This is a genomic window from Paraburkholderia bryophila (assembly GCF_013409255.1).
Taxonomy (GTDB): domain Bacteria; phylum Pseudomonadota; class Gammaproteobacteria; order Burkholderiales; family Burkholderiaceae; genus Paraburkholderia.
In genome coordinates, this window is the sequence record NZ_JACCAS010000001.1 from 3,288,976 (window position 1) to 3,313,422 (window position 24,447).

Annotated in this window: 17 protein-coding genes, 2 tRNA genes and 3 rRNA genes; 9 read left to right on the forward strand and 13 right to left on the reverse strand. The window is 60.0% G+C overall.

What is annotated here, in order from left to right:
- Positions 1–15: 15 nt before the first annotated feature.
- The 6 genes from trpC to rpe all read right to left on the reverse strand — a co-directional run bounded on the left by trpC (position 16) and on the right by rpe (position 5,768).
- On the reverse strand, positions 16–801 hold the full coding sequence (trpC, locus tag GGD40_RS14750) for an indole-3-glycerol phosphate synthase TrpC (RefSeq protein ID WP_179744083.1): 786 nt from the start codon (positions 799–801) through the stop codon (positions 16–18).
- 18 nt (positions 802–819) lie between these two features.
- Positions 820–1,851, reverse strand: coding sequence for an anthranilate phosphoribosyltransferase (gene trpD / locus GGD40_RS14755; protein WP_134961701.1), 1,032 nt, complete (start codon positions 1,849–1,851; stop codon positions 820–822).
- Between the two features lie 17 nt (positions 1,852–1,868).
- Positions 1,869–2,459, reverse strand: coding sequence for an aminodeoxychorismate/anthranilate synthase component II (locus GGD40_RS14760; RefSeq protein ID WP_105511190.1), 591 nt, complete (start codon positions 2,457–2,459; stop codon positions 1,869–1,871).
- A 13-nt stretch (positions 2,460–2,472) separates the two neighbouring features.
- Positions 2,473–3,966 carry an anthranilate synthase component I gene (gene trpE / locus GGD40_RS14765; RefSeq protein WP_179744084.1) on the reverse strand — a complete coding sequence of 498 codons (1,494 nt, stop codon included), beginning with the start codon at positions 3,964–3,966 and terminating at the stop codon, positions 2,473–2,475.
- 375 nt (positions 3,967–4,341) lie between these two features.
- Positions 4,342–5,070 carry a phosphoglycolate phosphatase gene (locus GGD40_RS14770; RefSeq protein ID WP_179708148.1) on the reverse strand — a complete coding sequence of 243 codons (729 nt, stop codon included), beginning with the start codon at positions 5,068–5,070 and terminating at the stop codon, positions 4,342–4,344.
- A 14-nt stretch (positions 5,071–5,084) separates the two neighbouring features.
- A complete protein-coding gene (gene rpe / locus GGD40_RS14775) occupies positions 5,085–5,768 on the reverse strand; it encodes a ribulose-phosphate 3-epimerase (protein WP_179744085.1) in 684 nt (227 codons plus the stop codon).
- 277 nt (positions 5,769–6,045) lie between these two features.
- Between rpe and apaG the strand changes: the two genes are divergently transcribed.
- Positions 6,046–6,420, forward strand: coding sequence for a Co2+/Mg2+ efflux protein ApaG (apaG, locus tag GGD40_RS14780; RefSeq protein ID WP_035555052.1), 375 nt, complete (start codon positions 6,046–6,048; stop codon positions 6,418–6,420).
- Positions 6,421–6,495: 75 nt separating this feature from the next.
- Here apaG and GGD40_RS14785 read toward each other — a convergent pair whose 3' ends face one another.
- Positions 6,496–6,657 carry a hypothetical protein gene (locus tag GGD40_RS14785; protein ID WP_179744086.1) on the reverse strand — a complete coding sequence of 54 codons (162 nt, stop codon included), beginning with the start codon at positions 6,655–6,657 and terminating at the stop codon, positions 6,496–6,498.
- 28 nt (positions 6,658–6,685) lie between these two features.
- Between GGD40_RS14785 and mltA the strand changes: the two genes are divergently transcribed.
- On the forward strand, positions 6,686–7,810 hold the full coding sequence (gene mltA, locus GGD40_RS14790; protein WP_218900899.1) for a murein transglycosylase A: 1,125 nt from the start codon (positions 6,686–6,688) through the stop codon (positions 7,808–7,810).
- A 165-nt stretch (positions 7,811–7,975) separates the two neighbouring features.
- Here the strand turns inward: mltA and paaK are convergent, their stop codons facing one another.
- The 5 genes from paaK to paaN all read right to left on the reverse strand — a co-directional run bounded on the left by paaK (position 7,976) and on the right by paaN (position 13,829).
- On the reverse strand, positions 7,976–9,280 hold the full coding sequence (gene paaK / locus GGD40_RS14795) for a phenylacetate--CoA ligase PaaK (RefSeq protein WP_179708152.1): 1,305 nt from the start codon (positions 9,278–9,280) through the stop codon (positions 7,976–7,978).
- 214 nt (positions 9,281–9,494) lie between these two features.
- On the reverse strand, positions 9,495–9,956 hold the full coding sequence (gene paaI, locus GGD40_RS14800) for a hydroxyphenylacetyl-CoA thioesterase PaaI (RefSeq protein WP_179744087.1): 462 nt from the start codon (positions 9,954–9,956) through the stop codon (positions 9,495–9,497).
- A 1-nt stretch (position 9,957) separates the two neighbouring features.
- Complete coding sequence (paaG, locus tag GGD40_RS14805; RefSeq protein ID WP_179744088.1) at positions 9,958–10,749, reverse strand: 2-(1,2-epoxy-1,2-dihydrophenyl)acetyl-CoA isomerase PaaG; 792 nt, start codon at positions 10,747–10,749, stop codon at positions 9,958–9,960.
- A gap of 50 nt (positions 10,750–10,799) precedes the next feature.
- The gene (gene pcaF, locus GGD40_RS14810; RefSeq protein WP_179708158.1) at positions 10,800–12,002 is read right to left on the reverse strand and encodes a 3-oxoadipyl-CoA thiolase; all 1,203 of its coding nucleotides are present in this window, start codon (positions 12,000–12,002) and stop codon (positions 10,800–10,802) included.
- Positions 12,003–12,128: 126 nt separating this feature from the next.
- Positions 12,129–13,829: a phenylacetic acid degradation protein PaaN gene (gene paaN, locus GGD40_RS14815; protein WP_179744089.1), complete on the reverse strand. Its 1,701-nt coding sequence runs from the start codon at positions 13,827–13,829 to the stop codon at positions 12,129–12,131.
- A 133-nt stretch (positions 13,830–13,962) separates the two neighbouring features.
- Here paaN and GGD40_RS14820 point away from each other — a divergent pair, with 133 nt between their 5' ends.
- From GGD40_RS14820 to rrf, 6 genes are all read left to right on the forward strand, one after another.
- The gene (locus GGD40_RS14820; RefSeq protein WP_179744090.1) at positions 13,963–14,739 is read left to right on the forward strand and encodes an enoyl-CoA hydratase; all 777 of its coding nucleotides are present in this window, start codon (positions 13,963–13,965) and stop codon (positions 14,737–14,739) included.
- A gap of 486 nt (positions 14,740–15,225) precedes the next feature.
- Positions 15,226–16,756 (forward strand): 16S ribosomal RNA (locus GGD40_RS14825).
- A gap of 65 nt (positions 16,757–16,821) precedes the next feature.
- Positions 16,822–16,898 (forward strand) — tRNA-Ile (locus GGD40_RS14830).
- A 59-nt stretch (positions 16,899–16,957) separates the two neighbouring features.
- Positions 16,958–17,033: transfer RNA gene (locus GGD40_RS14835), tRNA-Ala, on the forward strand.
- Between the two features lie 322 nt (positions 17,034–17,355).
- Positions 17,356–20,236, forward strand: a 23S ribosomal RNA gene (locus tag GGD40_RS14840).
- Between the two features lie 146 nt (positions 20,237–20,382).
- Positions 20,383–20,496, forward strand: a 5S ribosomal RNA gene (gene rrf / locus GGD40_RS14845).
- Together the 16S, 23S and 5S rRNA genes with 2 tRNA genes alongside form the textbook arrangement of a ribosomal RNA operon.
- Before the next feature lie 487 nt (positions 20,497–20,983).
- Here the strand turns inward: rrf and GGD40_RS14850 are convergent.
- On the reverse strand, positions 20,984–22,180 hold the full coding sequence (locus GGD40_RS14850; RefSeq protein ID WP_179744091.1) for a M20 aminoacylase family protein: 1,197 nt from the start codon (positions 22,178–22,180) through the stop codon (positions 20,984–20,986).
- A 179-nt stretch (positions 22,181–22,359) separates the two neighbouring features.
- On the opposite strand from GGD40_RS14850, the gene GGD40_RS14855 reads away from it, so the two are divergent.
- On the forward strand, positions 22,360–24,438 hold the full coding sequence (locus tag GGD40_RS14855) for a molybdopterin-containing oxidoreductase family protein (protein WP_179744092.1): 2,079 nt from the start codon (positions 22,360–22,362) through the stop codon (positions 24,436–24,438).
- Positions 24,439–24,447: the final 9 nt, after the last annotated feature.

Consider the following 24,447-nt stretch of genomic DNA (forward strand, 5'->3'; position numbering starts at 1 on the left):
TGTCGACGTTGGCGCTCAGAAAAACATCCGCGCCAGTTCGACGCCCGGCTCTTCCGCGCGCATGAACGCCTCGCCGACGAGGAACGTGTGCACGTCCATCGCGCGCAGCCGTTCGACGTCGACGCGCGACAGAATGCCCGACTCGGTGACGACGATCCGGTCGTCCGGAATCGCTTCGAGCATGCCGATGGTCGTCTCGATCGACGTTTCGAACGTGCGCAGATTGCGGTTGTTGATACCGATCAGCGGCGTTTTCAGCGTGAGTGCTTCCATCAGTTCACGGCTGTCGTGCACTTCGACCAGCACGGCCAGATTCAGCGAATGCGCGAGCGCTTCGAGGTCTTGCATCTGCGACGTTTCGAGCGCGGCGGCGATCAGCAGGATCGCGTCGGCACCCATCGCGCGGGCCTCGACGATCTGATACGGATCGACGATGAAGTCTTTGCGCAACACCGGGAGTTTGCAGGCCGCGCGCGCTTCTTCCAGATACGCGACGCTGCCCTTGAAGAACTGCACGTCGGTCAGCACCGACAGACACGCCGCGCCGTGCTGTTCGTAAGAACGCGCGATCTCGGCGGGCACGAAGTGTTCGCGCAGCACGCCTTTCGACGGGCTCGCCTTCTTCACTTCGGCGATCACTGCGGCGAGGCCCGCCGTGTGTTTCGCGCGCAATGCGCCGACGAAATCGCGAATATCGCGCGACGCCGCTTCGAGGCGCAGTTCTTCGAGCGACGCGCTTTGCTGCGCCGCGCGGACTTCTTCGCGTTTGATCGCGATGATCTGGTCGAGAATGTCGCTCATCTGTGTCTCGCTACGTGATTAGTGCTTGAATTGCTGGGTAAAGCGGATCAGATCGTCGACCTTCGCACGAGCCTTGCCGCTCGCGATCGCTTCGCGTGCCAACTGAATGCCGTCTGCGATCGACGCCGCCACGTTCGCCGCATACAGCGCCGTGCCCGCGTTCAGCGTGACGATTTCGCGCGCGACGCCCGGCGTGTTGTCGAGCGCTTCGAGCAGCATCGCTTTCGATTCGGTCGCGTCCGCCACTTTCAGCGTGCGGTTCGACACCATCTGCAGGCCGAAGTCTTCCGGATGAATCTCGTACTCGTGGATCTGGCCGTCGCGCAACTCGCCGACCTGCGTCGCCGCGCCGAGCGAGACCTCGTCCATGCCGTCCATGCCGTACACCACCAGCACGTGCTTCGCGCCGAGGCGCTGCATCACTCGCACCTGAATCCCGACCAGGTCGCCGTGGAACACGCCCATCAACTGATTCGGCGCGCCGGCCGGATTGGTCAGCGGGCCGAGAATGTTGAACAGCGTGCGCACGCCGAGTTCACGGCGCACCGGCGCGATGTTCTTCATGGCCGGATGATGGTTCGGCGCGAACATGAAGCCCATGCCGGTTTCCGCGATCGACGCCGCCACCTGTTCCGGCTGCAGATCGATATTCACGCCGAGCGCTTCGAGCACGTCTGCGCTGCCCGACTTGCTCGACACGCCGCGTCCGCCGTGCTTCGCGACCTTCGCACCGGCCGCGGCCGTCACGAACATGGTCGCCGTGGAAATATTGAAGGTTTGCGAGCCGTCGCCGCCGGTCCCGACGATATCGACGAAGTTCGAGTTGTCCGGCACGTCGACGTGCCGGGCAAATTCACGCATCACCGTAGCGGCCGCGGTGATTTCGCCGATGGTCTCTTTTTTGACGCGCAAGCCGGTAATGATTGCCGCCGACATCACTGGCGACAGCTCGCCGCGCATGATGAGGCGCATCAGGTGCAGCATTTCGTCGTGGAAAATCTCGCGGTGCTCGATGGTTCGTTGCAGCGCTTCCTGGGGCGTAATCGACATGATTTCGTCTCTCTTCATCAGGCGCGTTGAGCGGACGCGAGTTTCGACTGCTTCACGAAGTTCTCGAGCAGTGCGTGGCCGTGTTCGGACAGGATCGATTCCGGATGGAATTGCACGCCTTCCACCGCCAGTTCCTTGTGACGCACGCCCATGATCTCGCCGTCTTCGGTCCATGCCGACACTTCGAGGCAGTCGGGCAGCGATTCGCGTTCGATCGCGAGCGAGTGGTAGCGGGTCACCACGAAGTGCTTCGGCAGGTCGGCGAACACGCCTTTGCAATCGGTTTCGATCGTGCTGACCTTGCCGTGCATGATGGTCTGCGCGCGCACCACGCGACCGCCGAACGCTTCGCCGATCGCCTGGTGGCCGAGGCACACACCGAGAATCGGCGTCTTGCCGGCGAATTCGCGCAGCACGTCGAGCGTAATGCCGGCGTGTTGCGGATTGCTCGGGCCGGGCGACAGGCAGATGCGCTCAGGGTTGAGCTTCGCGATTTCGTCCAGCGTGATTTCGTCGTTGCGGTAGGTGCGCACGTCTTCGCCGAGTTCGCCGAAGTACTGCACCAGGTTGTAGGTGAACGAGTCGTAGTTGTCGATCATTAGCAGCATGGTGTGTCTCCGGTCAGAAGTCGCTATCGAGGCCGTCTTGAACCTGCTCGGCGGCGCGCAACACGGCGCGTGCCTTGTTCTCGGTCTCTTGCCATTCGGATTCGGGCACCGAATCCGCGACGACACCCGCTGCCGCCTGCACATACAGATTGCCGTTCGCGATCACGCCGGTGCGGATCGTGATGGCGAGATCCATTTCGCCGGTGAACGACAGGTAGCCGACCGCTCCGCCGTACAGGCCGCGTTTGACGGGCTCCAGCTCGTCGATCAGTTCCATCGCGCGCACCTTCGGCGCGCCCGACAACGTGCCGGCCGGGAAGGTGGCGCGCAACACGTCGAAATTGGTGATGCCGGGCTTCAGCTTGCCTTCGACCGAACTCACGATGTGCTGCACGTGCGAGTATTTCTCGATCGCCATCTTGTCGGTCACGACCACCGAGCCGATCTGCGCGATGCGGCCCACGTCGTTACGCGCGAGGTCGATCAACATGACGTGCTCGGCGACTTCCTTCGGGTCGTTCAGCAGTTCGGTGGCGAGTTCCGCGTCGCGTTCAGGCGTGTTGCCGCGCGGACGCGTGCCGGCGAGCGGCCGGATCGTGACGATACGGTCCTCGCCGCGCTTTTCCTGGCGCACCAGAATTTCCGGCGATGCCCCCACGACATGGAAGTCGCCGAAGTTGTAGTAATACATATACGGCGACGGATTCAGCGAACGTAGCGCGCGGTACAGCGAGAGCGGGTTGTCGCGGAACGGCTTGGTCAGACGTTGGCCGACCTGCACTTGCATCAATTCACCGGCCGCGATGTATTCCTTCGCCTTGCGCACGGCGGCGAGGTAATCGTCTTTGGCGAATTCGCGGTAAGTCTCGGTGCGCACGCTGGCCGAGGTGACCGGCGGCTGCACGGTCGTGCGCAAACGCTGACGCAGTTCACGCAGACGCTGTTTGGCCTTCGTGTAAGCCTCGGGCTGCGTCGGGTCGGCGTAGACCACCAGATAGAGCTTGCCCGCGAGGTTGTCGATCACCGCGACTTCTTCGGTCAGCAGCAACTGGATATCGGGCAGATTCAGATCGTCTGGCGGCACGGTGTGCGCTAGCTTTTTCTCGATGTAACGCACCGCGTCATAGCCGAAATAACCGGCCAGACCGCCCGCGAAACGCGGCAGCCCAGGGCGTTGCGCCACTTTGAAACGGCCCTGGAATTGCTGGATGAATTCGAGCGGATCGCCTTCGTGCGTTTCGACGACCTTGCCGTCGCGCACCACTTCGGAGACGCCGTTCCGGGTACGCAGCAGCGTACGCGCCGGCAAGCCGATGAACGAATAGCGGCCGAAGCGTTCGCCACCCACCACCGATTCCAGCAGGAACGAGTTGGCGCCGTTACGCTCGCTCTGCGCGAGCTTCAGGTACAGCGATAGCGGCGTTTCGAGGTCGGCGAGCGCTTCGGCGATCAGCGGAATGCGATTGAAACCCTCGTTGGCGAGGGACTGGAATTCGAGTTCGGTCATGTTCCGATCCTGTACGGTGATCCGGCGGCAGCATGCGTCGGACAAAGCGGGGCGTTGCGCGGCCGGTCAGGGCGTTCGTTCGACAGTTTCGACACGATGATGATACCGACCGGCGCGAGTTTCCCATCGACGCGTGCAAGCAGTGTCAGCGCAGGACGGTACCTTGTGGGTACACGCAGGCCGATTCAACCGATGCAGCGAAACAAGACGATGGAAAAAACGCGTGAGCGCAGCGAAGCAAAAAACGGTTGCCGAAGACGAACTTCAGCGTACCTCAGGCGAGGTTAGCGCGACCAGCGACGCCAGGGCCAGGCTCCCCGGTCGATGCTAATCAGACTCCGTTTTTTGTTCAGAAACATGAGAATGGTGGACTTTTCAAGTCGTTGAATGGTGCGCTGCGATCGCCTTGGCGGCGTCGAGCAGCGAGGCAACTATACCATCGGATTTTATTTCTTGTATAGCGCGACCATGGTTGTAGCCATAGGGCACGGTCAGCGTCGCCATGCCCGCCGCACGGCCGGCCAGCGCGTCGTTTTCCGAATCGCCGATCGCCACCGTGGCTTGCGGCTCGACGCCTAACTGCGCCGCGGCGGTCAGCATGGGCAGCGGGTCCGGCTTCTTTTTCGCGAGGCTGTCGCCGCCGAGCACGACGCTGAAATATTGGGCAAGCCCGTATTGCTGCAACAGCTCGACCGCGAACCGGTGCGGCTTGTTGGTCACGCAGGCGAGCTTGATGCCGGCCTCGCGCATGGCGCTCAGACCGGCTTCCACGTCGGGATAGAGCCGCGTGTGCATGCCGTTGATCTTGGCGTACTCTTCCTGATAGATCGCGAGCGCTTCGTCGAAACGGTCTTGCGCATGCTCCGCTTCGAAACGCGGCGCCAGCACGCTGCGGATCAGATGCTCCGAACCTTTGCCGACATAGCCGACCACTTCTTCACGCGAGGTTTCGATCGCGTCGAGTTGCGCGAGCATGCCGTTCAGGCCGGCGGTGAAATCGTCGGCGGTATCGATCATCGTGCCGTCGAGGTCGATGATCGCGGCTTGCAGGCGCGGACCAGTGAATGCCGGCGAGGGAAGCAGGGCGTGAAGCGGGGCAGTCATAGGGTGTGCAGTTTTTAGTGCTGGATGTTGGCGAGCGCCGCGCGCATCTTGTCGATCACGACCTTGTGATCGGGCTGGCCGAAGATCGCCGAGCCGGCCACGAAAGTGTCCGCGCCGGCCGCCGCGATTTCGGCGATGTTGTCGACCTTCACGCCGCCGTCCACTTCCAGATGAATCTCGCGGCCGGTGCGCTCCTTGTACGCGTTGATACGCGCGCGCGCTTCGCGCAGCTTGTTGAGCGCTTCAGGAATAAACGACTGACCGCCGAACCCCGGATTCACCGACATGATCAACACGAGGTCGACTTTGTCCATCACGTGATCGAGGTAGTTCAGCGACGTGGCCGGGTTGAACACCAGACCAGCCTTGCAGCCGTGGTCGTGAATCAGCGACAGCGTGCGGTCGATATGGTCCGAGCCTTCAGGATGAAAGCTGATCAGATTCGCGCCGGCCTTGGCGAAATCCGGCACGATCCGGTCGACCGGGCGCACCATCAGATGCACGTCGATCGGCACGTTCACGTGCGGGCGGATCGCCTCGCACACGAGTGGCCCGATGGTCAGGTTCGGCACGTAATGGTTGTCCATCACGTCGAAGTGAATCCAGTCGGCGCCGGCGGCGACGACGTTGCGCACTTCCTCACCCAGACGGGCGAAGTCGGCGGACAGAATGCTGGGGGCAATGCGGAATTGCGTCATGGCGGGGAAGGATGCAAGCGGGAAAGCGTCATTTTACCGTTTTGTGCGCTCGGAAACCGGCTCGCGGACGGCGCGCGTCACTTTCGCGATGCGCGCCGTGAAGATGACAAAACGTCTGAATGGCCCTTGGCCAGAGGGATTTGTCCGGTTGCGGCCCTGCCGCGCATCAAGCAGAATGCCAATCCATAAGCACCGCGTCGCCAGTGTGCCCGCAAACCATTGGCATACGGGCTTTCCCGCGATTTTTCACAGCCCGTTTCACCAGATCGGAATCAGGATGAGCCAGTACGAATTCAGCGTCTCGGCGCAGGTGCAGTTTCTGCCCGAAGAGTCGGACCCGGAGCGCCGCCAGTATGCGTTCGCATACACGCTGACCATCCGCAACACGGGCCAGGTGCCGGCTCAATTGATTGCTCGGCATTGGGTGATTACCGACAGCGACAATAACGAGCAGGAAGTGAAGGGGCTGGGCGTGGTCGGCCACCAGCCGCTGCTCAAACCGGGCGAGCACTTCGAATATACGAGTTGGGCCGTGATCGGCACGCCGGTCGGCACAATGCGTGGCGAATATTTTTGTGTGGCGGAAGACGGCGAGCGCTTCGAAGCGCCGGTGCCGGAATTCATCCTGCGGATGCCGCGTACTTTGCATTGAACCGAGGCCGCTGACGGCGGTCTCTTAAACACTCCAACGCGCTTGGGCTTTTGCTCCGGGTGTTACGCAGAAGGCCTACTGCGGTTTCTGTTTTTTATGCTGTTCGGTCGAGTGGGCGCGCGTTATTTTCTTCTTGCCGGACGACGTCCACACCACGATAAAAACCAGCAGGAAAAGCGCGAGGAGCGACTCCAGCGCGAAGATGAGCATTGGGTATTCGTCGAACAGATCAGACATGGCGGTTTCCATCAAGAACGAACATTGTATGCGGTTTGTCCGCACGGCCGGAGCATGGCTCGGCGCGCTTTCGGTTGCGGTGATGCTGGCGTCCTGCGGAGGTGGCGGCGCGGTCCGGCCTTCGTTGTCGCCACCCACGGGCGCTGCGATCATACCCGGACAGATTGCCTCGACGCGGCTCACGGCGGTTGCGTGGCAACAGGTGCCGGGTTGGCAGGACGATTCGCTGATCGGCGCGACCGCCGCGCTGCGGCAAAACTGCGTGAGACTCGCGCGTCAGCCGAACTGGGCGCGCGCATGTGCCGCGGCCTCACAAATCGACGATCTCGACGTCACCAGCGCACGGGCTTTTTTCGAGGCCTATTTCACGCCGTTCCAGCTAGCGAATAACGACGGCACGCTCGACGGTCTCGTCACCGGTTACTACGAGCCTTTGCTGCGCGGTTCGCGCACGCGTCACGGCGTGTATCAGACCGCGCTGTATCGCTGGCCGTCCGGCTATCGCGCGGGCGCACCGCTGCCGGTGCGTGCGCAGCTCGAGCGCGCGGGCGTGCTTAACGGCAATGAACTGGTTTGGGTCGACGATCCGATCGAAGCGTTCTTCCTGCAGGTTCAAGGCTCCGGGCGAATCGTGATGGAAGACGGCAGCGTGATGAGACTTGGTTTTGGCGGGACGAATAATCAGCCGTACAAGTCGATTGGGCGCTGGCTGCTGGATCGTGGTGAGCTCACGCCGTCGCAGGCGACCATGCAAGGTATCAAGGCGTGGGCGCGCGCGAATCCGAATCGGGTCGATGCGCTGCTGGATACAAACCCGCGTTTCGTGTTCTTCCGCGAAATGCCTTCCGGCGAAAGCGTGCCGGGCGGCGGGGCGGATGGTCCGATTGGCGCGCTTGGCGTGCCGCTCACGCCGGAGCGTTCGATCGCGGTCGACCCGTCCTCGATTCCGCTGGGCACGCCGGTGTTTTTGCAGACCACGCGGCCATTGACTAACTCGCCGATGAATCGCCTCGTCTTCGCGCAGGACACCGGTTCCGCGATCAAGGGCGGGGTACGCGCGGATTACTTCTGGGGGCTCGGCGATGACGCCGGCGACCTGGCCGGGAAGATGAAGCAGGGTGGCCGGATGTGGTTGTTGTTGCCGAATTCGTGAGGTTGGGGCTGAGGTTGGGCTTGAGCTTGAGCTTGAGGGCTTAGGCTGTCGCAGGGCCTCGGCTGTCGGCAAGCTTCGGCTGCCGGTGAAGCGGCGGATTTCGTTTTGAAAACCGCCGCCTTCAACAGCCGCCTTTGGCCGACTTTCGTCAGAGGGAGCCCTTCCTCAAAGCCCCGACTTGCGTTTGTCCACCACGCGCCGTGCTTTACCCACCGAACGTTCAATCCCGTTCACCGCCAGCACATTCACCACGGCACTAACGCCGATCAATGCCTTGATGTCGTAAGTCAACGCCTGCTTTGCCGTAGACAGCGCAGCGGTGTCCGGCGCCGTCTCCGGACACGGTTCGACATTCAGCGTCAATACGTCGAGCGGCCCTTCCTTGGTCAGTACGATCTGATAATGCGGCGCGAGGGCATGCTGCTTGAGCAGCAGTTCTTCGATCTGCGTCGGGAAAACGTTTACGCCGCGCACGATCATCATGTCGTCCGAACGCCCCGTTATTTTCTCCATGCGACGCATGGTGCGAGCCGTGCCCGGCAGAAGTCGCGTCAGATCGCGTGTCCGATAGCGGACGATCGGCAGCGCTTCCTTGGTCAGCGACGTGAACACCAGTTCGCCGAGTTCGCCGTCCGGCAGCACTTCGCCGGTTTCGGGATCGATGATCTCGGGGTAGAAATAATCTTCCCAGATGGTCGGGCCGTCTTTCGTTTCCACGCATTCCGATGCCACGCCCGGCCCCATCACTTCGGACAGCCCGTAAATGTCGACCGCGTCGATGCCCATGCGTTTTTCAATGGCCTGACGCATGTCATTGGTCCACGGCTCCGCGCCGAAGATGCCGAGGCGCAGGGAGCAGGTGACCGGGTCAATGCCCTGACGCTCCAGTTCGTCCGCGATCGAGAGCATGTAGCTCGGCGTCACCATGATGATGTCCGGCCGGAAATCCTGAATCAGTTGCACCTGTTTTTCGGTCTGGCCGCCGCCGAACGGGATCACGGTAAGCCCCGCGCGTTCCGCGCCGTAATGAGCGCCGAGGCCGCCGGTAAAGAGACCGTAGCCGTAGCTCACATGAACCTTGTCGCCGCGCCGCGCGCCGGCCGCACGAATGGAACGTGCGACGAGATTCGCCCACGTGTCGATGTCGCGTGCGGTATAGCCCACCACGGTCGGCTTGCCGGTCGTACCGGACGACGCGTGAATCCGCGAAATCTGTTCCTGCGGCACGGCGAACATGCCGAAGGGGTAGCTATCGCGCAGATCCTTCTTGGTGGTGAAGGGAAAGCGCGCCAGATCTGCGAGGCTTTTCACTTCGCTCGGATGCACGCCGGCTTCGTCGAACTTGCGCCGATAGACCGGTGAATTTTCATAGGCGTGGTTCAACGACCATTTGAGCCGTTCAAGTTGAAGCGCGGCGAGTTCGTCGCGGCTGGCGGTCTCGATGGGATCGAGCGGAAGGGCGGTGGTCATCGAATGTCTCCTTGCTGCCTCAATGCTTGGGTCTGATGTTCGGTGCGCTTGCGCACAAAAACTGGGGCGGCCTGCTGTTGATGAATGTCGTGTTCGCTAGTTCTAGTTCGTCGACTAGTCGCCACGCTGTGCTTCGGAACTTGCCGCCGGATTGCTGCGGTTACCACCGCGATCTCGCGAGTGGTGTGTCGCGACGTCTCCGTGCGTCCTTCTTTCAATCGCCCACGGGAATCAGGTTGCCTTTAATCTGCGCCGATTTACCGCGAAACATCGCGACGGTTTCCTCAGCGCGATTCGTGACACGAATGTCGTAGATGCCAGTGCGTCCGCTCAACGTCTGTTCGACGGCTTCCGCCGTCAGTACGTCGCCGCCATGCACCGGACGCAGGAACTCGATCGAGCAACCGGCTGCGACCGTATTGATGTTGTACGTATTGCAGGCGAACGCGAACGTGGAATCGGCCAGCGTGAAAATCAGGCCACCGTGACAAATCTGATGACCGTTCAGAAAGTCTTCGCGCACAGCCATACGCAGGCGCGCGTAGCCGGGGCGGACTTCCAGGATTTCGAGGCCGAGCGCCTTGCTGCAGGCGTCGTTTTCGTACATCGCGGCGGCGGTTGCGCGGGCGAGTTCGTCTGGCGTCATCTGGCTGGTTTGACTGGGTTGTGCGGACATCTCAGCGGCCCTCAAAAAGTGGTGCACGCTTTTCTACGAAAGCCTGAACGCCTTCCGCGTAATCGTGGGAAGCGCCGAGCTCACGCTGCAGATCGCGTTCGAGGTCGAGTTGCTGATCCAGGGTTTGCGTCGCGCCTGCCCGCATGGCCTGTTTGATCGCGGCGATCGCGCGCGTGGGTTGCTGCGCGAGCTGGCTCGCGAGTTTGGCGGCGGCGCCGGCGAGTTCTGCGTCGTCGACCGCTTGCCAGATCAAGCCCCAGCTCTCGGCTTTTTCCGCGCCGAGTTTGTCGCCGGTCATGGCAAGCCCGATGGCGCGCGCCATGCCGATGCGTTGCGGCAGGAACCACGTGCCGCCGGAATCAGGCACGAGACCGATCTTCACGAACGCCTGGATGAAGCTCGCGGAACGGGCTGCGAGTACGAGGTCGCAGGCCAGCGCGAGGTTCGCGCCGGCGCCGGCGGCCGTACCGTTAACTGCGGCGATCACCGGCATTGGCAGCGCTTGCAGGCGGCGAATCAGCGGATTGAAATACGTGTCGATCAACTCGCCTAGATCGGTCATGGCGCCTGGCGTGAAGTCGAGATCGGCGAGATCCTGGCCGGCGCAGAAGCCACGCCCCGCACCAGTGAGCACGAGGGCGCGGGCCGTTGACGCTTCGACCTGGTCGAGCGCGGCGCTCAATTCCTGATGCATTGCGCGCGTGAAGCTGTTCAGCTTGTCCGGGCGGTTCAGCGTAATGGTCGCTACACGGCTCGATGCATCTATATCCAGGCGAATCGCTTCATACGACATTGGGTGTCTCCTCAAAGTCTCTTTGACCGATGGATGCTCCGGCGTTTGTGTCAGAGCCGCTCGATGACCAACGCGATGCCTTGGCCCACACCGATACACATCGTGCAAAGCGCAAAGCGGCCGTTGATCCGTTCCAACTGGTACAGGGCCGTTGTGATCAGACGCGCGCCCGATGCGCCGAGCGGATGGCCGAGCGCAATGGCGCCGCCGTTCGGATTGACACGTGGGTCGTCGTCGCGCAAACCGAGCGTGCGCAGCACGGCCAGGCCTTGCGATGCGAAAGCTTCGTTCAACTCGATCACGTCGAATTGCTCGAGCGTCATGCCGAGTTGCTTCAACAGTTTCTGGGTGGCCGGCGCGGGGCCGATGCCCATGATGCGCGGTTCGACGCCCGCCGTTGCCATACCTACCACGCGAGCGCGGCGACGCAGGCCGTACTGATCGGCGGCCTCTTGATTCGCGAGCAGCAGCGCACAGGCGCCGTCGTTCACCCCGGACGCATTGCCGGCTGTCACGCTGCCGTCAGGACGAACCACGCCTTTGAGCTTGCCCAGACTTTCGAGCGAGGTTGCCCGCGGATGCTCGTCGAGCATGACGCGCACCGGGTCGCCTTTCTTCAGCGGGATGTCGACGCCAACGATTTCCTGGGCCAACGTGCCGTCTTCTTGCGCGCGAGCCGCCTTCTGCTGGCTCGCTAGCGCAAACATGTCCTGATCCGCGCGGCTGATACTGAATTCGACCGCGACGTTTTCCGCCGTTTCCGGCATCGAATCGACGCCGTATTGACGTTTCATCAGCGGGTTGATGAAGCGCCAGCCAATGGTGGTGTCGTAAATGTCGGCTTGCCGTGCGAAGGCGCTAGCGGCCTTGCCCATGACGAACGGCGCTCGCGTCATGCTTTCTACGCCGCCCGCGATCATCAAACGCGCTTCGCCCGCCTTGATGGCGCGTGCGGCTGTGCCGACTGCGTCCATGCCCGAGCCGCACAAGCGGTTGATGGTGGCGCCGGGAGCATCCGTCGGCAAACCTGCCAGCAGCGCAGACATGCGCGCGACGTTGCGGTTGTCTTCGCCGGCCTGGTTGGCACAGCCATAGATCACGTCGTCGAGCGCGCGCCAGTCGACGCCCGGATTGCGCTCGATCAGCGCCTTGATCGGCACCGCGCCGAGGTCGTCGGCGCGAACGTCCTTGAGGGCGCCGCCGTAGCGGCCGATCGGGGTGCGAATCGCGTCGCAAATGAAGGCGTCGTTCATATGAGCTCCTGCAGGGGCGGACCGGCGCGAAATGCCGATCCGATGTCTCATGTTAGTTGGGGGGCACGGCTCGGTCCATTCGGCCAAAAGGCATAGGACGAAAGCCGTGCTTTTGTCTTATGACGTTCAGCCAGCTACCGCCGGTGCCGCTTTCGGTTCAACATGAACGCGGCTTTGAATGACGCGGAAGCGGTTCGCCACGAAAGCTGCATCGGCCAGCGCTGCGTTGGCCGCCGGGTTGGCGCCTGTGCCATGGAAGTCGGAAAACGCCGCCGACTGATTGACGAATACGCCGCCGGTCAGATTGATCGACAGCGCCACGCCGCCGCGGACAGATGCCTCGTGCGCTGCGTCGAGCACAGCTTCGTCGGTGCTGTAGACCGACAGCGTCAGTGCGCCGTGCTCCGCGGCGATCGAGCCGGCGAGATCGAGCGATTGGGCAGTCGAGTCCGTCGCGATCACGAACGAGATCGGGCCGAACCATTCCTTGGTGAATTGAGCGCAGTCGGTTGCGGCGTCCAGTTGCAGCACGAGCGGCGTGCGCACGCGGGCGCCGGCAAAGGCCGGGTGTTCGAGCGACTGGCTCTCGACCAATACGCGGCCGAGCTTGGCGGCTTCGCCAATACGCTGGATCACGCCGTCGTTCTGGATTGCGCCGAGCAGTTCGACGGCGCGGGCCGGATCGGCAACCAGTTTTTGGACCGCGCCGGCAATGGCTTGCGCGACTTCGTCGAAACCGAGCGTGCCGTCGGCGGTGCGAATGCCACCGCGCGGCACATAGATGTTTTGCGGCGCCGTGCACATCTGGCCCGAGTAGAGCGCGAGCGAGAAGGCGATGTTGCGGGCAACGGCTTTGATGTCGTCCACCGAGTCGATCACGATCTGGTTGACGCCGGCCTTCTCGGTGTAGACCTGTGCCTGATGCGCATTGCGTTCGAGCCACGTGCCGTTTTGCGTGCTACCCGTGAAGTCGATCAGCTTGATCTCCGGGCGCAGTGCGAGGTCTTGCACGAGTGCGCCGTCGTTCGGCTCGGTTGCGAGCAGCGTGACGACGTTCGGGTCGAAGCCGGCTTCACGCAAAACGTCGCGGGCAATTCGTACGGTCACTGCCAGCGGCAGAATTGCACCCGGATGCGGTTTGACGATGACTGTATTGCCGGTGGCCAGATCGGCGAAGAGGCCCGGGTAGCCGTTCCACGTTGGGAAAGTGCAGCAGCCCAGCACCAGGCCGGTGCCGCGCGGCGCGACGGTATAGCGCTTGTGCATGGCGAGCGGCGGGTTCTTGCCTTGCGGCTTTTCCCAGTGGGCGTCGGCCGGAATGCGGCGCAACTGGTCCCACGCGTACACCACCGCTTCGAGCGCGCGGTCTTGTGCGTGGGGGCCGCCCGCCTGGAAGGCCATCATGAACGCCTGACCGGTCGTGTGCATCACGCTATAGCCGATTTCGAAGCTGGCGCGATTCACTCGTGCAAGGATTTCGAGGCACACGCCGATCCACGCTTGCGGGCCCGCTGCGCGCCAGGCACGTTGCGCGACTGCCGCCGCTGCGATCAGTGCTTCAGGATCAGCCTTCGGGTAGCGCACGCCGAGCGGAAAACCGAACGGCGAGACTTCGGCTCCGACCGTGTCTCCGGTCGACGGTTGGTCGAGTTCGAAGGTCGCGTCGAGGTGTGCTTTGAATGCGGCTTCACCGTCTGCGTTCGCTGTTTCCCCGTACACTTTCGGACTGGGCATCTCGACGAACGGACTCCAGTAGCCGCGCGTTTCGATCGCGGTGAGTGCCTTTTGCAGCGTGTCTTCGTGCTTGGTGAATAGCGGATGTGTCATGGCAGAGGGGCGTGACTGTACGTTGGGGAAAAGCCTGTCGAATAATTGACCGACCGGTTGGTTGGTCAATGTTAGCATTATTAGGATGGCTGCGCGAAGCGTTTTCGCGTGTGATTAATCATTGGGAGGCGACATGGCTTACGAGAACATTCTGGTTGAGACACGAGGGCGAGTCGGTTTGGTCACGTTGAATCGCCCGAGGGCGTTGAACGCCTTGAACGACGCGTTGATGGACGAACTGGGCGCTGCGCTGCGCGAGTTCGATGCCGACGAAGCGATCGGCGCGATCGTGATCACAGGCAGCGAAAAGGCGTTCGCGGCAGGTGCGGACATCGGCATGATGGCCACCTATTCCTATATGGATGTCTACAAAGGCGACTACATCACCCGCAATTGGGAGACGGTTCGCTCGATCCGTAAGCCGATCATCGCTGCAGTGGCGGGCTTTGCGCTCGGCGGCGGCTGCGAATTGGCGATGATGTGCGACATCATCTTTGCTGCAGATACGGCGAAGTTCGGCCAACCGGAAATCAAACTCGGCGTCATGCCGGGCGCCGGTGGTACGCAGCGATTGCCTCGCGCTGTCTCCAAAGCGAAAGCAATGGACTTGTGTTTGACCGCGCGTTTCATGGATGCTGCCGAAGCCGAGCGTGCCGGACTGGTTTCGCGTGTGATTCCTGCAGCCTCGCTGATCGACGAGGCGATCGCGGCTGCTGCCACCATTTCTGAATTCCCGCTCCCGGCAGTGATGATGGTGAAGGAGTCCGTCAACCGTGCGTACGAAACGACGCTTGCTGAGGGGGTTCATTTCGAGCGCCGTCTGTTCCACTCGCTGTTCGCCACGGAAGATCAGAAAGAGGGGATGGCCGCGTTCGTTGAGAAGCGCAAGCCGGTTTTCAAGCATCGTTAATACTGTTGTCAAAATAACGCTTGCAAGGCCCTGCGCGGGTCGCTAGAATCTCGCTCTTTCGTGCTTCGGACAACGAGGCACGGGAGGCGGGAGAGCCAGCAATGGCAAGGGTTTCAGCGAGGTGAACGGGTTAAGAAAGTTAGAAAAACCTGTTGACGACGCAGCGAAAGTTCTTCATAATCTCGTTTCTCTGCTGCAGATGCAGCGACGCAGAACGAAGCGGTGCCGGGTAGTTGTGAGGTTGACGACAGCGGTGCGGGTTCGGTGGTGAATGCGTAATCGATCTTTAAAAATTAACAGCCGATAAGTGTGGGCGCTTGATGCGAGACGCGAGGTGGATCTTTCGGGATCTTCCGCAAAGCGAAAGTATCAAGTCTCACACAGTAATGAAAGGAAGGTTTGAGCATCGCAAGATGGTCGAACAATTCGTCAGTACGTTGAGTGAGCGACCGGTTCTTAACGGAACCGAAAAACAGTAACAGGTTTGAACTGAAGAGTTTGATCCTGGCTCAGATTGAACGCTGGCGGCATGCCTTACACATGCAAGTCGAACGGCAGCACGGGGGTAACCCTGGTGGCGAGTGGCGAACGGGTGAGTAATACATCGGAACGTGTCCTGTAGTGGGGGATAGCCCGGCGAAAGCCGGATTAATACCGCATACGCTCTACGGAGGAAAGGGGGGGATCTTAGGACCTCTCGCTACAGGGGCGGCCGATGGCAGATTAGCTAGTTGGTGGGGTAAAGGCCTACCAAGGCGACGATCTGTAGCTGGTCTGAGAGGACGACCAGCCACACTGGGACTGAGACACGGCCCAGACTCCTACGGGAGGCAGCAGTGGGGAATTTTGGACAATGGGGGAAACCCTGATCCAGCAATGCCGCGTGTGTGAAGAAGGCCTTCGGGTTGTAAAGCACTTTTGTCCGGAAAGAAAACTTCTGCCCTAATACGGCGGGAGGATGACGGTACCGGAAGAATAAGCACCGGCTAACTACGTGCCAGCAGCCGCGGTAATACGTAGGGTGCAAGCGTTAATCGGAATTACTGGGCGTAAAGCGTGCGCAGGCGGTCCGCTAAGACAGATGTGAAATCCCCGGGCTTAACCTGGGAACTGCATTTGTGACTGGCGGGCTAGAGTATGGCAGAGGGGGGTAGAATTCCACGTGTAGCAGTGAAATGCGTAGAGATGTGGAGGAATACCGATGGCGAAGGCAGCCCCCTGGGCCAATACTGACGCTCATGCACGAAAGCGTGGGGAGCAAACAGGATTAGATACCCTGGTAGTCCACGCCCTAAACGATGTCAACTAGTTGTTGGGTCTTCATTGACTTAGTAACGTAGCTAACGCGTGAAGTTGACCGCCTGGGGAGTACGGTCGCAAGATTAAAACTCAAAGGAATTGACGGGGACCCGCACAAGCGGTGGATGATGTGGATTAATTCGATGCAACGCGAAAAACCTTACCTACCCTTGACATGTATGGAAGTCTGCCGAGAGGTGGATGTGCCCGAAAGGGAGCCATAACACAGGTGCTGCATGGCTGTCGTCAGCTCGTGTCGTGAGATGTTGGGTTAAGTCCCGCAACGAGCGCAACCCTTGTCCCTAGTTGCTACGCAAGAGCACTCCAGGGAGACTGCCGGTGACAAACCGGAGGAAGGTGGGGATGACGTCAAGTCCTCATGGCCCTTATGGGTAGGGCTTCACACGTCATACAATGGTCGGAACAGAGGGTTGCCAAGCCGCGAGGTGGAGCCAATCCCAGAAAACCGATCGTAGTCCGGATCGCACTCTGCAACTCGAGTGCGTGAAGCTGGAATCGCTAGTAATCGCGGATCAGCATGCCGCGGTGAATACGTTCCCGGGTCTTGTACACACCGCCCGTCACACCATGGGAGTGGGTTTCACCAGAAGTAGGTAGCCTAACCGCAAGGAGGGCGCTTACCACGGTGGGATTCATGACTGGGGTGAAGTCGTAACAAGGTAGCCGTATCGGAAGGTGCGGCTGGATCACCTCCTTTCTAGAGCTGAACGTGTCGAACGTTGAGCGCTCACGCTTATCGGCTGTAAATTCAGACAGACTCAGGGGTCTGTAGCTCAGTCGGTTAGAGCACCGTCTTGATAAGGCGGGGGTCGATGGTTCGAATCCATCCAGACCCACCACTGTTTCTGCGGTGGCTGTGCTAACCGGTTGAAGGCACCCTTGAAGTTCATGTGTGACTGGGGGATTAGCTCAGCTGGGAGAGCACCTGCTTTGCAAGCAGGGGGTCGTCGGTTCGATCCCGTCATCCTCCACCAATCATCAATGCATAGCGTTCTGCGGAAGTACTGCAGAGGGTTGTGCATTGGCGATTGAGCCAGTCAGAGTGATACGTGGTTATAGCAATCATGATATCGGCTGTCGTTCTTTAACAATCAGGAAGAAGTAGTAAAGAGATTCACGAAAGGCTATCTAGAGATGGGTAGGCGAGTAGGTGAATCAGGGTTGTGATTGTATCAATGTATGAAAAGGTAATCGAAAGATTGCCTTGGAATACGGCGCAACACGAATACTCAACCTGTAACGATGTGGCCCGCGCTGCGTTCCGAGTGAACGCGGTGTGAGACACACCCGTTATAGGGTCAAGCGAACAAGTGCATGTGGTGGATGCCTTGGCGATCACAGGCGATGAAGGACGCGGTAGCCTGCGAAAAGCTACGGGGAGCTGGCAAACGAGCTTTGATCCGTAGATGTCCGAATGGGGAAACCCACTCCGAATGGAGTATCCATGACTGAATACATAGGTCATGCGAAGCGAACGCGGTGAACTGAAACATCTAAGTAACCGCAGGAAAAGAAATCAACCGAGATTCCCAGAGTAGTGGCGAGCGAAATGGGACCAGCCTGTACTCTTTATCTTCATTGTTAGTCGAAGGCTCTGGAAAGTGCCGCCATAGCAGGTGATAGCCCTGTAGACGAAAACAGCGAGGAAGAACTAGGTGTACGACAAGTAGGGCGGGACACGTGAAATCCTGTCTGAAGATGGGGGGACCATCCTCCAAGGCTAAATACTCGTGATCGACCGATAGTGAACCAGTACCGTGAGGGAAAGGCGAAAAGAACCCCGGGAGGGGAGTGAAATAGATCCTGAAACCGCATGCATACAAACAGTAGGAGCCTCCTTGAGGGGTGACTGCGTACCTTTTGTATAATGGGTCAGCGACTTACATTCAGTGGCAAGCTTAACCGATTAGGGCAGGCGTAGCGAAAGCGAGTCCGAACAGGGCGATTCAGTCGCTGGGTGTAGACCCGAAACCAGGTGATCTATCCATGGCCAGGATGAAGGTGCGGTAACACGTACTGGAGGTCCGAACCCACTAACGTTGAAAAGTTAGGGGATGAGCTGTGGATAGGGGTGAAAGGCTAAACAAACCTGGAAATAGCTGGTTCTCTCCGAAAACTATTTAGGTAGTGCCTCGTGTATCACCTTCGGGGGTAGAGCACTGTCATGGTTGTGGGGTCCATTGCGGATTACTACGCCATAGCAAACTCCGAATACCGAAGAGTGCAATCACGGGAGACAGACATCGGGTGCTAACGTCCGGTGTCAAGAGGGAAACAACCCAGACCGCCAGCTAAGGTCCCCAAATATTGCTAAGTGGGAAACGAAGTGGGAAGGCTAAAACAGTCAGGAGGTTGGCTTAGAAGCAGCCATCCTTTAAAGAAAGCGTAATAGCTCACTGATCGAGTCGTCCTGCGCGGAAGATGTAACGGGGCTAAGCAATATACCGAAGCTGCGGATGCACATTTATGTGCATGGTAGGAGAGCGTTCCGTAAGCCTGCGAAGGTGCATTGAAAAGTGCGCTGGAGGTATCGGAAGTGCGAATGCTGACATGAGTAGCGATAAAGGGGGTGAAAAGCCCCCTCGCCGTAAGCCCAAGGTTTCCTACGCAACGTTCATCGGCGTAGGGTGAGTCGGCCCCTAAGGCGAGGCAGAAATGCGTAGCTGATGGGAAGCAGGTTAATATTCCTGCACCATTGTTAAATGCGATGGGGGGACGGATCGCGGAAGGTTGTCCGGGTGTTGGAAGTCCCGGTCCTTGCATTGGAGAAGGCGCTTAGGCAAATCCGGGCGCGGAATTCAAGGGTGCGAGGCCATTCACCTAGGTGAAGAAGCAATCGGAAGTGGTTCCAAGAAAAGCCTCTAAGCTTCAGTTTAACAAGACCGTACCGCAAACCGACACAGGTGGGCGAGATGAGTATTCTAAGGCGCTTGAGAGAACTCGGGAGAAGGAACTCGGCAAATTGGTACCGTAACTTCGGGATAAGGTACGCCCCTGTAGCTTGACTGGCTCGCGCCAGAAGGGTGAAGGGGTTGCAATAAACTGGTGGCTGCGACTGTTTAATAAAAACACAGCACTCTGCAAACACGAAAGTGGACGTATAGGGTGTGACGCCTGCCCGGTGCCGGAAGATTAAATGATGGGGTGCAAGCTCTTGATTGAAGTCCCGGTAAACGGCGGCCGTAACTATAACGGTCCTAAGGTAGCGAAATTCCTTGTCGGGTAAGTTCCGACCTGCACGAATGGCGTAACGATGGCCACACTGTCTCCTCCCGAGACTCAGCGAAGTTGAAGTGTTTGTGATGATGCAATCTCCCCGCGGCTAGACGGAAAGACCCCATGAACCTTTACTGTAGCTTTGCATTGGACTTTGAACCGGTCTGTGTAGGATAGGTGGGAGGCTATGAAGCGTGGACGCCAGTCTGCGTGGAGCCATCCTTGAAATACCACCCTGGTTTGTTTGAGGTTCTAACCTTGGTCCGTAATCCGGATCGGGGACAGTGCATGGTAGGCAGTTTGACTGGGGCGGTCTCCTCCCAAAGTGTAACGGAGGAGTACGAAGGTACGCTAGGTACGGTCGGAAATCGTGCTGATAGTGCAATGGCATAAGCGTGCTTAACTGCGAGACCGACAAGTCGAGCAGGTGCGAAAGCAGGTCATAGTGATCCGGTGGTTCTGTATGGAAGGGCCATCGCTCAACGGATAAAAGGTACTCTGGGGATAACAGGCTGATACCGCCCAAGAGTTCATATCGACGGCGGTGTTTGGCACCTCGATGTCGGCTCATCTCATCCTGGGGCTGTAGCCGGTCCCAAGGGTATGGCTGTTCGCCATTTAAAGAGGTACGTGAGCTGGGTTTAAAACGTCGTGAGACAGTTTGGTCCCTATCTGCCGTGGGCGCTGGATATTTGAAGGGGGCTGCTCCTAGTACGAGAGGACCGGAGTGGACGAACCTCTGGTGTACCGGTTGTCACGCCAGTGGCATCGCCGGGTAGCTATGTTCGGAAGAGATAACCGCTGAAAGCATCTAAGCGGGAAACTCGCCTTAAGATGAGATATCCCCGGGGCTTCGAGCCCCTTGAAGGGTCGTTCAAGACCAGGACGTTGATAGGTCAGGTGTGGAAGCGCAGTAATGCGTTAAGCTAACTGATACTAATTGCCCGTAAGGCTTGATCCTATAACAGGTGTGTCTCTCTCGACACACGGTTGAGATCAGTGTTGTGCGATACAGGCACAACCCAAAGTAATACCGAGAGGCATCCTCTCAACTACTTCTTCCAGATTGGCTGTAGTGCCCAAAGGGCACGACAGCAACAAGTTATGCCTGATGACCATAGCGAGTCGGTACCACCCCTTCCCATCCCGAACAGGACCGTGAAACGACTCCACGCCGATGATAGTGCGGATTGCCCGTGTGAAAGTAGGTAATCGTCAGGCTCCCAAGCAGCAACGCAGAAACCCCACCCAATCAGGTGGGGTTTCTGCGTTTACGGCGACGGAAAATCACAACAAGGTACCCAACGTCCACCGCCGTCATCGCCCAACTATTCTTGCGCGTTGCGCAACACCGCTCTTACTCGGCTCGGCAACCCGTCACGTTGCCGCTCTTCGCGGATCTACCTTCCACGCTGACCAACGATGCCCACCGTTCCCTGGCAGCGGATAACTGCAACCGCTACTCGCCATGAAGAGCCATAGCCAGTTCCCCGCTCTGTCGCGTCAACGCCGTCCCGAGGTCATGCCACGGTCTGTTTCACCCAGGTACGTCTAACGTCCACTCGATTCTGATCAGCGCGCCGCACCTTTCTGCCTGCCTTTTCCGATATGCAAGCGACAGCCAAACCAGCGACCATGAAGCCCATAAAAGTCGAAACTAGAGGCGGCAACTCATAACTCGCCACCTCGAGCACCGCTAACACACGCCCTATCGCCGCTCAGCCAAAAATCGCTGCGCCAATCGCACCCAATAAGTCGAGCCGATCGGCAGCAACTCATCATTAAAGTCATAGCTCGCGTTATGCAGCATGCAAGGACCTGCACCGTGGCCCGAATCTCGGTGGCCGCCATCACCGTTGCCTAAAAAGGCGTAGCACCCCGGCTTCGCCAGCAACATGAAGGAAAAGTCCTCGGCGCCCATCGTCGGTTCGACCGAGTCATCGACATTTTCCGCGCCCACAATTTCCTTCATGACCGTCGCGGCAAAGCGAGCCTCTTCGCTGCTGTTGATAGTCGGCGGGTAGTTTCGGTGGAAATGCACATTCACGGAGCAATCGTAAGCATCAGCGGTGCTCGCTGCGATCTTGCGCATGCGTGCTTCGATCAGATCGAGCGTTTCGGTGGCAAAAGTACGCACGGTACCCGCAAGCCACGCATCATTCGGGACGACATTCAATGCGTCGCCAGCGTGAATCTGCGTGATCGACAGTACGGCGGTATCGAGCGGTTTCTTATTACGCGTGATGATGCCCTGCAGTCCATTCGCAATCTGCACGGCGGTAAAGACCGGATCGCGCCCGTTATGCGGCAACGCAGCGTGCGAGCCGATACCTTTGATCTCAATGCGAAATTCGTTGCTCGACGCCATGATCGGACCTTCGGTCACGCCGAAATGGCCCGCCGGCATACCCGGCCAGTTGTGGATGCCGAACACCGCATCGACTGGAAACTTCACGAACAAACCGTCGTCGATCATGGCCTGCGCGCCGGCGCCGCCTTCCTCCGCCGGCTGGAAAATGAAGACGATCGTGCCGTCAAATTCGCCATGCTTTACCAGATGCCGCGCCGCGCCGAGAAGCATCGCGGTATGTCCATCGTGGCCACATGCGTGCATCTTTCCATCGTTTTTTGACCGATGTTCGAAGCTGTTCAGCTCCTGAATCGGCAGCGCGTCCATATCGGCCCGAAGTCCGATACAGCGCGAACTCGTGCCGCGTTTAAGTACGCCGACCACACCGGTCTTGCCCAGCCCGCGGTGCGTTTCGATGCCCCAGGATTCAAGGGTTTTGGCGACCAGATCTGCGGTCGCCGTCTCCTCATAACGCAATTCCGGGTGAGCGTGGATGGTTCGTCGAAGAGTCTGGATTTCGCCGTGGGCGGCCTGGATTTCGGGGATCAGTTTCATGATGGAGTGATGTTGCGCTTGTGCTTTGACTTGCGTGGGATCGCTCGGGGTCACGTGACCCGGGCACGGTGATAAACGATTCTACGCCGAAGGCATTTTTGGCGGGACCATACAGGTTAACCGCCAATGGACGTAATAAAATCCGGCATCGCCTCAGCGCTCTCCTCGACGGACCGACCATGAATGCTCCGACTGAATTCGCCCGCGCCGTGTGTCCCCACGATTGCCCGGACACCTGCGCGATGCGCGTCACCGTGGAAGATGGCAGGGCGATCAAGGTGGTCGGCGATCCCGATCATCCGCCGACGCAAGGCGCGTTGTGTACCAAAGTCAGCCGCTATGCGGAGCGGGTGCATCATCCGCGTCGTCTGACTACGCCAATGAAGCGCGTCGGCCGTAAAGGCGAGGGCCGTTTTGAACCGATCAGTTGGGATGAGGCGCTCGAACTCGCCGCAACCCGCTTGTCCGAGATTGCCAGCCGCGCCCCGGAAGCGATCCTGCCGTACAGCTACGCCGGCACGATGGGTCTGATTCAGGGCGACAGCATCGCCCAACGGTTCTTCCACAAACTCGGCGCGTCGCAACTGGACCGTACTATCTGCGCCGCGGCCGGCGCAGCCGGGCTGAAATACACCTACGGCGCGAGCGTCGGCATGCTGACCGAGTTCTTCGCCGAGAGCGAGATCATCCTGATCTGGGGCTCGAATCCGATCGCGTCGAACCTGCATTTCTGGACGCGCGCCCAGGAGGCCAAGCGGCGGGGCGCACGGCTGATCGCGATCGATCCGTATCGTTCGTTGACCGCGGAAAAATGCCATCAGCACATTGCGCTGAAACCCGGCACGGACGGCGCGTTGGCGCTCGGCATGATGAACGTGCTGATCACGGACAACCTGCTCGATCATGCGTACATCGCCGAACATACCGTGGGTTTCGCTGAGCTGAAGGCCCGTGTGCTGAGCTATCCGCCATCGCGCGTCGCCGAGATTTGTGGCATCGCCGAGCACGTGGTCGGCGATCTTGCGCGACTCTACGGCAGCACGAAGAAGGCCGCGATCCGGATGAACTACGGCCTGCAGCGAGTGCGCGGCGGCGGCAATGCCGTGCGCGCCATTGCCAGTCTGCCTTCGCTTACGGGTGCATGGCGGGAGCGGGCCGGCGGTGCGCTGCTGTCTTCGGGCGGCTGGGCGCCGGTCGACTCGCATGCGTTGCAACGTCCGGATCTGATGCCGGGCTGGCCGGCCAAACCGAGCCGCGTCATCAACATGAACGCGATCGGCGACGCATTGCTGCATCCCGGCGGCGCCTCTTTCGGTCCGAAGGTCGAAGCCATCGTCGTCTACAACTCGAATCCGGTGGCCGTTGCGCCGGATTCCGAGCGGGTCGCGGCAGGCTTTGCACGCGACGATCTGTTCACGATCGTGCTGGAGCATTTCCAGACCGACACCGCGGACTATGCCGATCTTCTGTTGCCGGCCACGACGCAACTCGAGCATCTCGACGTGCACAAGTCATACGGCCACACGCATGTGATGGTCAACTTGCCGGCGATCGCTCCGGTCGGCGAGGCGCGGCCGAACACGGAGATCTTCCGTGGTTTCGCGCGGCACATGGGTCTCGACGAGCCGGCGCTGTTCGATAGCGATGAAACCGTCGCGCGAGCCGCGTTCCGCTGGCAAGACAAAACGCTCAAAGGCGTGAGCTGGGAGACGCTGAAGCAGACCGGCTGGGCGAGGCTGAACCTGCCCGACGCGCCTTTTGCCGAGGGCGGTTTCCGCACGCCGTCCGGCAAGTGCGAGTTTTACAGCGAGCGCCTCGCGCAGCAGGGGCTCGACCCGCTGCCGGACTATTTGCCGCCCTACGAATCCGCCGACGGCGCGCCCGAGCTTGCCGCCCGCTACCCACTGGCGATGATTTCTCCGCCCGCGCGCAATTTCCTGAATAGCACCTTCGTCAACATTGAGAGTCTGCGGTCGACCGAAGGCGAACCGCATCTGGACATGCATCCTGCCGACGCGCAGTTGCGCGACATCGTGGACGGTGCACAGGTACGCATCTTCAACGATCGCGGCTCGATGCAGGCGCGCGCCCGCGTCACGGACAAAGCGCGCGCGGGGCTTGTGGTCGGCCTGTCGATCTGGTGGAAAAAGCTCGCACCGGACGGCCGCAATGCGAACCAGGTCACCAGTCAGGCGCTCACCGATCTAGGCGGATCGGCCACGTTCTACGACTGCCTTGTCGAAGTCGAGTGCGTCTGACACGCACTC

Coding starts and splice junctions, on each gene's coding strand:
- trpC (WP_179744083.1), bottom strand. CDS start 801: ATGAGCGACATTCTCGACCAGATCATCGCGATCAAACGCGAAGAAGTC.
- trpD (WP_134961701.1), bottom strand. CDS start 1,851: ATGTCGATTACGCCCCAGGAAGCGCTGCAACGAACCATCGAGCACCGC.
- GGD40_RS14760 (WP_105511190.1), bottom strand. CDS start 2,459: ATGCTGCTAATGATCGACAACTACGACTCGTTCACCTACAACCTGGTG.
- trpE (WP_179744084.1), bottom strand. CDS start 3,966: ATGACCGAACTCGAATTCCAGTCCCTCGCCAACGAGGGTTTCAATCGC.
- GGD40_RS14770 (WP_179708148.1), bottom strand. CDS start 5,070: ATGACTGCCCCGCTTCACGCCCTGCTTCCCTCGCCGGCATTCACTGGT.
- rpe (WP_179744085.1), bottom strand. CDS start 5,768: ATGACGCAATTCCGCATTGCCCCCAGCATTCTGTCCGCCGACTTCGCC.
- apaG (WP_035555052.1), top strand. CDS start 6,046: ATGAGCCAGTACGAATTCAGCGTCTCGGCGCAGGTGCAGTTTCTGCCC.
- GGD40_RS14785 (WP_179744086.1), bottom strand. CDS start 6,657: ATGTCTGATCTGTTCGACGAATACCCAATGCTCATCTTCGCGCTGGAG.
- mltA (WP_218900899.1), top strand. CDS start 6,686: ATGCGGTTTGTCCGCACGGCCGGAGCATGGCTCGGCGCGCTTTCGGTT.
- paaK (WP_179708152.1), bottom strand. CDS start 9,280: ATGACCACCGCCCTTCCGCTCGATCCCATCGAGACCGCCAGCCGCGAC.
- paaI (WP_179744087.1), bottom strand. CDS start 9,956: ATGTCCGCACAACCCAGTCAAACCAGCCAGATGACGCCAGACGAACTC.
- paaG (WP_179744088.1), bottom strand. CDS start 10,749: ATGTCGTATGAAGCGATTCGCCTGGATATAGATGCATCGAGCCGTGTA.
- pcaF (WP_179708158.1), bottom strand. CDS start 12,002: ATGAACGACGCCTTCATTTGCGACGCGATTCGCACCCCGATCGGCCGC.
- paaN (WP_179744089.1), bottom strand. CDS start 13,829: ATGACACATCCGCTATTCACCAAGCACGAAGACACGCTGCAAAAGGCA.
- GGD40_RS14820 (WP_179744090.1), top strand. CDS start 13,963: ATGGCTTACGAGAACATTCTGGTTGAGACACGAGGGCGAGTCGGTTTG.
- GGD40_RS14850 (WP_179744091.1), bottom strand. CDS start 22,180: ATGAAACTGATCCCCGAAATCCAGGCCGCCCACGGCGAAATCCAGACT.
- GGD40_RS14855 (WP_179744092.1), top strand. CDS start 22,360: ATGAATGCTCCGACTGAATTCGCCCGCGCCGTGTGTCCCCACGATTGC.